8 protein-coding genes are annotated in these 11,679 nt (G+C 63.6%); 7 read left to right on the top strand and 1 reads right to left on the bottom strand.

The annotated features are described in order from the left end of the window. A partial coding sequence (locus VD972_RS12645) for an AAA family ATPase (protein WP_324985917.1) occupies positions 1 to 615 on the bottom strand: 615 nt, incomplete at its 3' end. A gap of 207 nt (positions 616 to 822) precedes the next feature. On the opposite strand from VD972_RS12645, the gene VD972_RS12640 reads away from it, so the two are divergent. The 7 genes from VD972_RS12640 to VD972_RS12610 form a co-directional block, all read left to right on the top strand. Beyond that, the gene (locus VD972_RS12640; protein ID WP_324985914.1) at positions 823 to 1,725 is read left to right on the top strand and encodes an alpha/beta fold hydrolase; all 903 of its coding nucleotides are present in this window, start codon (positions 823 to 825) and stop codon (positions 1,723 to 1,725) included. 412 nt (positions 1,726 to 2,137) lie between these two features. Further along, positions 2,138 to 5,329: a CHAT domain-containing tetratricopeptide repeat protein gene (locus VD972_RS12635; RefSeq protein ID WP_324985910.1), complete on the top strand. Its 3,192-nt coding sequence runs from the start codon at positions 2,138 to 2,140 to the stop codon at positions 5,327 to 5,329. A 68-nt stretch (positions 5,330 to 5,397) separates the two neighbouring features. Next, positions 5,398 to 5,775, top strand: a complete 378-nt coding sequence (bamE, locus tag VD972_RS12630) for an outer membrane protein assembly factor BamE domain-containing protein (RefSeq protein WP_324985907.1) — start codon at positions 5,398 to 5,400, stop codon at positions 5,773 to 5,775. A gap of 71 nt (positions 5,776 to 5,846) precedes the next feature. After that, complete coding sequence (locus VD972_RS12625; protein WP_324985903.1) at positions 5,847 to 6,236, top strand: hypothetical protein; 390 nt, start codon at positions 5,847 to 5,849, stop codon at positions 6,234 to 6,236. Between the two features lie 35 nt (positions 6,237 to 6,271). Next, a complete protein-coding gene (locus tag VD972_RS12620) occupies positions 6,272 to 7,882 on the top strand; it encodes a carboxypeptidase regulatory-like domain-containing protein (RefSeq protein ID WP_324985900.1) in 1,611 nt (536 codons plus the stop codon). A 216-nt stretch (positions 7,883 to 8,098) separates the two neighbouring features. Further along, complete coding sequence (locus VD972_RS12615) at positions 8,099 to 8,476, top strand: hypothetical protein (RefSeq protein WP_324985897.1); 378 nt, start codon at positions 8,099 to 8,101, stop codon at positions 8,474 to 8,476. A 170-nt stretch (positions 8,477 to 8,646) separates the two neighbouring features. Then, a partial coding sequence (locus tag VD972_RS12610) for a CHAT domain-containing tetratricopeptide repeat protein (RefSeq protein WP_324985894.1) occupies positions 8,647 to 11,679 on the top strand: 3,033 nt, incomplete at its 3' end.

Genomic DNA, 11,679 nt, shown 5'->3' with positions numbered 1-11,679 from the left:
CTTCGGAGAAGAGCCACCGGACATCCGGTCCATGATGACCTTCTCCTCATCACGGGTCGGGTAGCCCACCTTCACCTTGAGCATGAAGCGGTCCACCTGGGCCTCGGGCAGGGGGTAGGTGCCCTCCTGCTCGATGGGGTTCTGGGTGGCCAGCACGAGGAAGGGCGAGGGCAGCCCGAAGGTCTGGTCGCCGATGGTGACCTGGCGCTCGGCCATGGCCTCCAGGAGGGCGGACTGGACCTTGGCGGGGGCGCGGTTGATCTCGTCGGCCAAGACGATGTTGGCGAAGATGGGGCCCTTGCGGACGGTGAAGGCGGCCGTCTGCTGGTTGTAGATCATGGTGCCGACCAGGTCCGCCGGGAGCAGATCCGGGGTGAACTGGATGCGCATGAACGTCGCGCTGAGGGCATCCGAGACGGTGCGGACGGTGAGCGTCTTGGCCAGCCCGGGCACACCCTCCAGGAGGACGTGGCCATTGCAGAGCAGGCCAATGAGGATGCGCTCGAGCATGTAGCGCTGGCCGACGATGACCTTGCCGGTCTCCTGGTTGAGGACCTCGACGAAGCTGCTTTCCTTCTGCACCCTCTCGGTGAGAGCGCGGATGTCCGTGTTCATGTCCCCTCGATGGGCGGAAACGGGCGGCAACAGGCGGAAACGGCCGGGCAGACTAAGGTTTCAGGCCGAACGGCTCAACACCGCAGAATGACGGACATTCCGGTAAGGTGCGCACACCTCCCCCGGAGTCCCCATGTCCGAGAGCTCCCGTCCGCCCCCAGCGACGTATCCCACACCCCCGAGGGGCGCTAGGAGGGGGGTTCGGACGTGACTCAGCACGCGCCTGGGCCGGTCGAGGCCCACATCCTGGGGCAGCTTGCGCCCCTTATAAGGGTGCGCTCCCACTGGCTTCCGAGCGGAGGGGCGCTCCGGGTGCTGGAGGGGGGGGAGGGCCCGCCGGTGGTGCTCCTGCACGGGCGTGGCCACGCGGCACCGATGTGGTTCTCCTACCTCACGGTGCTGGCCCGGGGACGGCGGGTGCTGGCGCTGGATCTGCCGGGGTTCGGCCTGTCCTCCCCACCCGAGGGTGCGCTGCGCACGGCGGAGGAGGCGGTGCGGTTCTTCACCGAGCCGGTAGAGGAGCTGCTCCAGGCGCTGGCGCCGGGGCCGGTGGCCGTGGTGGGCCACTCGCTGGGGGGGCTGGTGGCGGTAGAGCTGGCGCGACGGGGGAAGGTGCCAGTGGAGCGGCTAGTGCTGATCGATTCGATGGGGCTGGGGCCGGAGATGACGCCCCTGGCCCGTGGCTTCTTCCGGGCGGGACCGGAGCGGGTGGCGCGAACGCTGGGGCCGCGGCTCTTCGACCGGCTGCTGCCGCCGCCAGAGACACCGCTGGGCCGGAGGCTGGGGGCGCTCGGGTACGAGCTGCTGGCCGTGCCCGGAGGCCGTCCCCGTGCGGCGCAGGCCTTCAACACGCTGGTGCCGCTGGTGGGAGGGGTGTTTCACCGGCGCGAGCAGCTTGCTTCGGTGCGCCAGCCGGTACTCCTCGTGTGGGGCGAGAACGAGGACACCCTGCCCGTGTCCCTGGCGGTGGAGGCAGCGAAGCGGCTGCCCGAGGCCCGGCTGCTGCGCGTGGTGGCAGGGCACAGTCCTCACCTGGAGCGGCCAGAGGTGGTGCTCCCTGCGCTGAAGGCGTTCCTGGATGACTCACCAGAACGAACATCGGGCGCGTGAGCACATTGATCGCCACTCACCGGGCAGACGCATCCACGCGCCGTAATACCCGACCTGGCTTCTGTGTATGCGCCCTCCTGTCGTGCCAATGAGCCACAGCGAAGGGATTCGCATACTCCGCGAGTGGTATGTCCGCGACAGTTCGCGCCGGGTAGGGTCTCCGCGCCTGATGGACTGAGCACCCGCTAAAAAATGGATCAACGAACGATTCCTTACGGTTAGAGCCCTATCCCTCTCCCGGACGTAGGGTTGGGTTATCTGGGAAAGCAAGCGAATAGGCGCGACCATGCAACGAGCATCAAGGACAACAACTCTCATCGTCTTGTGGTGTGCGGCGTGCGCAACCGTGGAGGAAGTTCCCACAGACCCACGACTGGAGGAGGCGCAGAAGGCTTTTGACGAGGGACAGAGGTTGAAGGAAGCGGGGCAATACTCCGAAGCAACACCTCGCATCGAGCACGCTCTGGGCCTATGGGAGACTGTGCTCGCGGAGACGAATCGGAAGGTGGCCGATTGCCTCGACCTGCTTGGAGAGGTTTATTTGCTGCGGGCAGATTATGCTCGCGCAGAGCCTTCGTTGGTCCGCGCGCTCAAGACACGAGAAGCAACTCTCGGCGAGAACCACCCCGACGTCGCTCAATCGCTCAACAACCTCGCCCGCCTCTACAAGGCTCAGGGGCTCTACGCACGCGCTGAGTCCTTGGATGAACGTGCTCTCCAGATTCGGGAGGTAGCCCTTAGCGCAAGCCATCCTGACGTCGCCCAATCGCTTAACAACCTCGCTAATACCTACTACGCCCAAGGACTCTACGCGCGCGCGGAGCCCTTGTATGACCGCGCACTCAAGATTCAAGAGGCAACCCTCGGCACGAACCACCCCAGTGTCGCAACCACACTCAACAACCTTGCCTTCCTCTATCATACGCAGGGGTTCTACGCGCGCGCCGAGCCCTTGTATGAACAAGCTCTCAGAATCAGTGAGGCAGTCCTCGGCGAGAACCACCCCGAGGTCGCCACCTCGCTCAGCAACCTTGCCGGTTTCTACTATGCTCAGGGACACTACACGCGCGCCAAGCCCTTGTATGAACGTGCTCTCCAGATTCGGGAAGCCACCTTCGGTGCGAACCACCCCGACATCGCCCAATCGCTCCACAACCTCGCCCTCCTCTACAAGGTGCAGGGGTTCTACGCACGCGCCGAGATCTTGTATGAACGAGCACTCAAGATACGGGAGATAGCCTTCGGCACGAACCATTCCTCCGTTGTTAACTCTCTCAACAATCTCGCCGCCCTCTATCATGATCAGGGGTTCTACGCACGCGCTGAGCCTCTTTTCGAACGCGCGCTCAAGCTTCAGGAGGCGGCTCTCGGAGCAAATCATCCCAGCGTCGCCGGCGTGGTCCACAACCTCGCCTTCCTCTACTATTCTCAGGGGCTCTATGCTCGCGCCGAGCCTTTGTTTGAACGTGCGCTAGAGATTTGGGAGACAACTCTCGGAGAGAACCACCCGAACGTCGCCAGTTCGCTCCACAACCTCGCCGGGCTCTACAAGGCGCAGGGGCTCCATACGCGCGCCGAGCCTTTGAATGAACGTGCTCTCAAGATTCGGGAAGCAGCCCTTGGTGGGAACCACCCCAGCGTCGCCAACTCGCTCCACACCCTCGCCGACCTCTACAAGGCTCAGGGGCTCTACGCACGGGCCGAACCATTGTATGAACGCGCACTCAAGATACGGGAGGCGACCCTCAGCGAGAACCACCCAGACGTCACCAACTCGCTCAACATTCTCGCACTACATCGTCTCGCTCAGCAGGACCTCGACAAGGCCCTGCCACTCTTCCAGCGGGCCTTTTCCTCCTCCGAGCAGCACCTTCGCCAAGAAATCTTCGGGTTCTCAGAGAAACGCCTTGTCACCGTCCTCAACCTGCTCCGCACTAAAGAGGAGCGTCTCTACGCGCTCGCCCGTGCTCACTCCGACGATGCCCGCGTTCTCCATCTTGCCCTCTCCACTGCTCTCCTTCGCAAGGGCCGCTCCGTCCAGGAAATCGCTAACACCTCTCACATCATCTACCGCAACCTGGATCACGCTGATCGCGAAAACTTCGAGCGTCTGCGCGCCTTGCGCACCCAACTCGCCACACTCTCACTGGCTGGTCCAGGCAAACTCTCTCCTACCGACTACCAGCAACGCCTCAAGGACCTCGCAGACGAGGGTGACCGCCTCGAAGCGGCCTTGGCCAGGCGCTCGGAACCACTTCGTAGACTCCACCTCTCACCACCTCCCGCTCAGCTCATCCCCCATGTGACGGCCGCCTTGCCCAGCGACGGTGCTCTGGTCGAGTTCATTGCCTACCAGGATCACTCCCTCGTCCCCGATCATAGCCTTCCGCCTGACCAGCGTAACAGCCACCTGCGCTATCTCGCGCTCATGCTCTTCGCCGACGGGCACATTCGTGCCGTGGACCTTGGGCGCGCGGAGCCCATCGATCTCGCCGCGCTACGCCTGCATCATTCGCTCGCGGGAAATGCCGCCTCCTATCTACCCACCGCGCAAGCCCTCTACAGACTGGCTTTCCGTCCCCTGGTTCAATACCTTGGCAAGCGCCACCGTCTCTTCCTCGTCCCTGACGGCCAGCTCAACCTCGTTCCCTTCGCCGCTCTCCACGATGGCCGCCAATTCCTCGTGGAAACCTTCGACATCACCTATCTCACCTCGGGAAAGGATCTGCTGCCTCGTCCCCAAGCTCCCCCCTCCTCTCGCTCCATGATGGTCCTGGCCGACCCTGATTTCGGCTCGTCTCCTGCTGTCCCCCCCCCGGAGCCGCAGGCCAGTCCAGCACTCACTGAACGCTCAGCCTCCCTCGCGGGCTTCTTCTCGGCACTGCGCTCGGACGGTCCGGACATTCCCTGGGCTCCGCTGCCTGGCACACGCCAGGAAGCCAAGGTCATCCACCAGCTGTTTCCTCAAGCCCAGCTCCTCCTGGGTGCTGATGCCACCAAGCAGGCACTGCTGAAGCTATCCACGCCCGGTCTGCTGCACATCGCCACCCACGGCTTCTTCCTTGAAGAGACTCCTCGCCTCTCGGACGGACGCGCGGTGGGCTATATCGGTGCCGTGGCTGCCGACCCTGTGACACGGCCTGCTGACCCGCTGCTGCGCTCGGGACTGGTACTGGCGGGCGCTCATCCCCTAGCCGCCTCACCCGGCTCGCCTCTCTCCGAGGACTCCTTGGTCACGGCGCTAGAGTTGGCCGGGCTGAATCTCTGGGGCACTCAGTTGGTGGTCCTGTCGGCCTGTGACACAGGCCGCGGCGACGTCAAGCTGGGCGACGGCGTGTACGGCCTGCGACGGGCCTTCCTGGTCGCCGGGGCGGAGACCGTGGTCACCAGTCTGTGGAAGGTCAATGACGAGACGACCTACCAGCTCATGGAGCGCTACTACCGCTACTTGTTGGCGGGCCTCGGTCGCACCAGCGCGCTCCGTGAGGCGATGAGGGAAATGCGCCGCAAGCAACTTCATCCGCACTTCTGGGCAGCGTTCACAGCCCTGGGGCTGGATGCGCCCCTTCAGGGGATGGCGCCGCCTCCCCAGCCGTCCAAATAACCTCCCGGAAGAAATTCTCTGCATAGGTCGCCTGCCTTCCGCCTCCCTACTGATGAAAAGGAGGCATCATGAAGGCGGTCCTCATCACGGCTGCGGCGCTCACGCTGTCGGCCTGCATCGCTACGGGCAAGAAGGTCACCCAGGAGCAGGTCTCTCAGTTCCAGAAGGGCAAGACGACCTATCAGGAGGTCATCACCGGCCTGGGCAAGCCCACCGGCTCCACGCTGCATTCAGACGGCAGCCGTTCTATCAACTACTCCTACGCACAGTCTCAGGCGAGTGCGGCGAGCTTCATCCCGTATGTCGGAAGGCTCGTCGGCGGTAGCGAGAGTGAGCACACCTCCGTCTATCTGACCTTCGACAAGAACGGCATCTTGACCGACTTCTCCGCCACGTCCGGACAGACATCGACGGGCACCGGTCTGCTCAGCGGCCAGCGCCAATGAGCCTGCCGCGGAGTTCATTCCCCTGAGTCGAACGGAGCCTCATCTGGCTCTTGCTGTGAACAGGAGGCTCCATGAAAGCAGTCCTCGTCATCGCCACAGCACTCACGCTGTCGGCCTGTGCTTCTTCGAAGAATACGGTCCCCCAGCAACCACCAGCAGACACCTACTTCGAGGTCGGCCAGACAACCTATTCCGAGGTCATCAAGCTGCTGGGTGAGCCCAACGATTCCACGCGCCACGCCGACGGCAGCCGCTCCGTCCATTACTTCCGTTCCCAGTCCCTGCTGAAAACGGAGTGCGTCACCCCGTACGGAACGTTTCGCGGCGGAAGCGAGGTCAAGAGCGACTTGCTGTCCATGACCTTCGACAAAGGAGGCCTCCTGGCCAACTACTCCGCCATCTCTGGGAAGACCTTGACAGGGGCCAGCCCGCCTGGCGCCCAGCGGCAAGCCTCCAGGTGACAGCCCCTCCCTTCCTTTCGATGAACGAGCCAGCCATGCAGTCTCCCGTCCAGAGTCTTGTCCTGCCCCTCCTGCTGACAACGCTGGCGATCCTCGCCGCGTGTGGTGGAGGGAGCGAAGGCCCTCCTCCCCTGCCAAAGCCTGCTGTGGGCTCTGTCTCCGGAACAGTCTCGGATCCGCAAGGCAGACCGCTGGGCCGCGTCTCCGTCATGGCTTCCGGGACACGCTCCGAGCTCACCTCCACGGATGACGCGGGAAAGTTCCAGCTCACAACGCTCCCAGCAGGCCCCTACTCCTTGAGCTTCTCGCTCGAGGGCTACGAAGACTCCACTCTGGCCGTGCAGGTGCCGGCGGACTGGGACATCCACATCCTGGTGAAGATGATCCCTGTGGCCCCACCGATCGGGGCCATCTCCGGGCAGGTGTCGGATTCGTTCGGAACGCTCCTGACTGGCGTCACGGTGGTGGCCTCCGGAGCTGGACAAGGCTTCACGTCCACGAATGCCGCAGGGCAGTTCCAGTTCCTCGGCCTCCCTGCAGGGAGCTACTCCCTGAACTTCAGCCTGGATGGGTTCGAGAGCCGTTCCGAAGCCACCCAGGTGAACGGGGGGCAGACCACCCGGCTTCAGGTGCAGTTGGCGCCTCAGTCCCTCCCCTCTGCCGGAACCCGGGGCGTGCGCATCACCTCCCATGGGAGCACCCGGCTGGAGTTCGAGGTGGACGTGCTGGTCCTCCATGCGAACGGCACTCCGCTGGGAGGTCTGGGGAGTGGCGCCTTCACGCTCCGGGACTTCGCCGACCTACACTTCGAGCGGTTGGGCCTCTCCGCTCAACCCGGCACGGACGTGGGTCCCTACTCCGCGGTCCTGCTCATGGACCAGAGCGCAAGCATCTTGTCCACGGATCCCACTGACTCTCGGATCCAAGCGGGCAAGATCTTCTTCCAGGCCCTGTCGGCGCCGGACACCGCCCAGCTATCAGCCTTCGCCTCCGGCGGGCTCCTGCCTTACGCCCCCATCACCCTCTGGGGCAGCTTCACCTCAGCGGGTTCGAGTTTCTACGGCTCGCTGGACACTCTGGCCCACCTGGAGGGTGGCGGAACCCCGCTCTATGCCTCCACGGCGGCACTGGTCGAGCACGTCACGTCGCAGGGCCACAACCCGAATCGCGCCGTGGTGGTGTTCACGGATGGAGAGGACACGGACGGCTCCTGGAGCCTGCAGAACGTCATCTCCCTTGCCCGCAGCCGGAACGTGAAGCTCTTCACCGTAGGCCTCAGCAATGGCATCAACTTCCAGGTATTGAGCCAGATGGCGGCCCAGACCCAGGGGGCCATGTTGTGGGCGTCGGATGCCCGGCAGCTGATCTCGATCTACGGTTCCCTGGGGAACTTGCTTCGCGGCGCGGCTCAGTTCTACCGGACTCGATGGAGCGCCACCCGGAGCTCCGGCACCTGGACGGCAGGCACCTGGTTCTCGATGTCTGTGGAAGTCCAAACTCCCTCGGGCCTGCTGTCAGCTCCCTTCTATGTCGAGATCCCGTCCTCGGGTCTGCTGCCGCAGGTAACCCCGAACCCGCTTGACGGAGCGTCTTGCAGAACAGGTCCCGCGACAGGCAATCGTCCCGTCCTCTGTCTGGCGCAGTGACGGGACAAAGCAGACTCCTTGGGAAGGAAAACACACATGCATCCAGCACGTCTCCTCATGGCCGCAGTCGCTGCTCTGCTCCTCGCATTCCCTGCCGCAGCTCAGAGTCCAGCTTCTGAGTCCAGCGAAGCCTCACAGTCAGGCCCCAGCTCAGCAGGTCTCTCGGCCTGGGGAATCGTCGGCTACGGAAACGGTCTCGGCATCGGTGGCCGCTTCATGATTCCAGTGGGCCCGGAGGGATTCCTCCGCAACGAACGTATCAAAGACCAGCTGGCAGCCGAGTTCGGCGTCGACCTGCTGCGTTTCTCCTATAGCTCCCTGAGCGACGACTACGGCTTCGTGGAGCTGCTGCCCGTCGCGGGCCTGCTGTGGAACGTATGGGTGAGCGACAACCTCGCGCTCTACCCCAAGGTGGATCTCGGCTACGCAGCGGGCTTCCTCACCGGTTGGAACGATGCCTGGGGATCCCGGCCCACCTACGGAGGCTTCTTCTGGCAGGCCTCGGTCGGCGCTCTCTTCAAGACTCGCTCTGTGGCACTGCGGTTCGAGCTTGGCCATGGTCTGCTCAAGGCTGGCGTCGGCATCGGCTTCTGAGCCTACAAGCCTCGGTGAGCCCCGGTACCTCGTTTCGCTGTCGGCTGAGGCAACTCTGCGCTTGAGGTTGTACCCGACGGAGCCCGCGTACTCCCAAAGTGGTATGTCCGCGACACCTCAGTAGCGGGTAGGTGAGCGTGGGGGAAGAACAACGCAGGCTGGGAGTGACCATGCAGCGAGCTTTAATGGTAACAGTGCTCATCTGCCTGTGGTGTACAGCGTGTGCCACAGTGGAGAAGACTCTCGCGGACTCACGATTGGCGGAGGCGCAGAAGTCCTTTGACGAAGGCCAGAAGTTGATAAACGCGGGAAAATACGCAGAGGCAGCCCCCCTTGTTGAGCACGCCTTGGAGACTCGAGAGGCTGTGCTCGCAGGGATGCATCCGAAGATCGCCGACTGCCTCAGCCTTCTCGGCGAGGTCCATGTAAAACTAGCAGATTTTGCTCGCGCTGAACCCTTGCTGGTACGTGCTCTTAAGATTCGCAAGGGAGCCCTCGGCGAAAATCACCCCAGTGTCGCCGAAGCGCTCACTAACCTCGCAGTCCTATACTCTTCTCAGGGGTTCTACGCGCGCGCCGAGCCCTTGTTCGCACACGCGCTCAAGATTCGGAAGGCAGCTTTCGGCGAGAAACACCCTGACGTCGCTGAAGCGCTCAATGAGCTTGCCAGCATCTACTACCTTCAGGGACTGTACGCGCGTGCCGAGCCTCTGGCGGCGCGCGCGCTTGAGATTCGTGAAGCAGTCCTTGGCGACGCTCACCCCGACTTCGCTGAATCACTCAACAACCTCGCCGCGATCTACTCTTCTGAGGGGCTCTACGCGCGCGCCGAGCCCTTGTTTGCACGCGCCCTCAAGATTCGGCAGGCAGCCCGCGGCCCGAACCACCCTGACGTTGCTGAATCGCTCAACAATCTCGCTGGCATCTACCAAGCTCAAGGACTCTACGAGCGCGCCGAGCCCTTATTGGTACGCGCGCTCGAGATCCTGGAGGCGGCCCTCGGCGATCGCCACCCAGACGTCGCCTACTCGCTCTACTGCCTCGCCCTCCTTTATTCCTTTCAGGAACTCCATGCGCGTGCCGAACCTCTATATGTAAGAGCCCTAGAGATTTGGGAGGAGACTCTTGGCGAGAACCACCCAACCGTCGCTGAAGTGCTCAGCAGCCTTGCCGTGCTTTACCATCATCAGGGATTCTACGAGCGCGCCGAGCCTCTGATGACACGCGCGCTTGGACTTCAGGAGGCAGCTCTCGGCCCCGAGCACCCAGACGTAGCAGGCTCGCTCAACAACCTTGCCAGCCTCTATCAGGCTCAGGGATTCTATACGCGCGCCGAGCTGTTGTTTGCGCGCGCCATCAAGATTTGGGAGGCAGCCCTCGGCGAGAATCATCCCAACGTCACGAACTCGATTCACAACCTCGCCCGATTCCACCTCATCCAGGGCCAGGTCGACACCGCCCTGCCACTCTTGCAACGCGCTTTGACCTCCTCCGAGCAACACCTTCGTCAAGAGGTCTTCGGCTTCTCCGAGCAGAGCCTTGCCACCTTCCTTCACCTCCTCCGAGCACAGGAAGAGCGCCTCTACGCACTCGTCCGATCTCACCCTGACGACCCGCGCCTTGTCCACCTCGCTCTCTCTGCCGCTCTCCTCCGTAAGGGCCGCTCCGTCCAGGAAAGCTCCAACACCTCCTCCATTATCTACCGCAGCATGGATTCCGCCGATCGCGTGGCCTTCGATCGCCTGCGTTCTCTGCGCACCCAGCTCGCCACGCTCTCGCTTGCTGGTCCCGGCATGCTCTCTCCCGCCGACTACCGGCAACGCCTTAAGGATCTCGCAGCCGAGGGTGATTTTCTTGAAGAAGATCTCGTCAGGCGCTCGGGGCCACTGCGCAGACTCCATGACCTGCCCCCCCCCGGCCAACTCATCTCTCAGGTGACGGCAGCCCTGCCCCCCGATAGCGCGATCGTCGAGTTCGTCGCGTATCAAGACCGTGCCCTCCTCGCCAAGCCTGGCCTTCTGCCCTCTCAGGTTGACAACCACCTGCGCTATCTGGCGCTCTTGCTCTTTGCTGACGGACGGAGTCGTGCTGTGGACCTCGGTCCAGCGGAGCCCATCGACCGCGCCGCGCTGCGCCTGCATGACACGCTCGCTCGCAAATCCGCCTCCTATCTGTCCGCTGCCCAAGCCCTCCACACACTCGCCTTCCTTCCCCTGGTTCCGCACCTTGGCCAGAAGCGGCGTCTGTTCCTCGCACCCGACGGCCAGCTCAACCTCGTCCCCTTCGCCGCTCTCCATGATGGCCGCCGCTTCCTGGTGGATGCCTTCCACATCACATATCTCACCTCAGGCAAGGACCTGCTGCCTCGCTCCGAGGATCTTCCCCCATCAAACTCCGTGGTAGTCCTGGCCAGTCCAGACTTCGGCTCGCCTCTGGCTGCTGCCACGCCCGAGGAGCAGACCGCTCCAGCACTGGCCCAGCGCGCAGCCTTGCTTGAGGACTTCTTCACTACGCTGCGCTCGAACGGACCTGACATTCCTTGGGCGCCGCTGCCTGGGACACGCGCGGAGGCCGAGAGCATCCTCCGCTTGTTTCCACAGGCTCAGCTGCTCCTGGGACCCGACGCCACCAAGCAGGCTCTGCTCAGGCTGCCCACTCCGGGCTTGCTTCACATTGCCACCCACGGCTTTTTCCTCGAGGATTCCTCCCCAGTGTCCGCCGCGCGCGGCGTTGGCAACTTCGGTGCCGTGGGCTCAAGCCCTGCTCAACGCCCCTCGGACCCGCTGCTGCGCTCGGGCTTGGTGCTTGCTGGCATTCAGCATCCAACAGCACCGGCAGGAACTCGTCGCATTGAGGAGTCTCTTGTGACGGCGCTAGAGTTGGCCGGGCTGAATCTGTGGGGCACTCAGTTGGTGGTTCTGTCGGCCTGCGACACGGGTCGTGGCGACGTCAGGCTGGGCGACGGCGTGTACGGTCTGCGCCGGGCCTTCCTCGTTGCCGGGGCGGAGACCGTGGTCACCAGCCTATGGAAGGTCAATGATGAGGTGACACGCCAGCTTATGGAGCGCTACTACCGCCACTTGTTGGCGGGACTCGGCCGCACCCATGCGCTCCGCGAGGCCATGAAGGAACTGCGTCGCATGCACCCTCATCCTCACTTCTGGGCAGCGTTCACCGCACTGGGACTGGATGCACCCCTCCAG

It is taken from the genome of Hyalangium sp., assembly GCF_035629615.1.
In the GTDB taxonomy this organism is placed as follows: domain Bacteria; phylum Myxococcota; class Myxococcia; order Myxococcales; family Myxococcaceae; genus Hyalangium.
Note: the sequence above shows the minus strand (reverse complement) of the source record. Positions and strands in the feature narration are given on the sequence as shown.

What these genes read in the sequence shown, in the direction of transcription:
- bamE (WP_324985907.1), top strand. Translation starts at nt 5,398, where the DNA reads ATGAAGGCGGTCCTCATCACGGCTGCGGCGCTCACGCTGTCGGCCTGC.
- VD972_RS12625 (WP_324985903.1), top strand. Translation starts at nt 5,847, where the DNA reads ATGAAAGCAGTCCTCGTCATCGCCACAGCACTCACGCTGTCGGCCTGT.
- VD972_RS12620 (WP_324985900.1), top strand. Translation starts at nt 6,272, where the DNA reads ATGCAGTCTCCCGTCCAGAGTCTTGTCCTGCCCCTCCTGCTGACAACG.
- VD972_RS12615 (WP_324985897.1), top strand. Translation starts at nt 8,099, where the DNA reads ATGATTCCAGTGGGCCCGGAGGGATTCCTCCGCAACGAACGTATCAAA.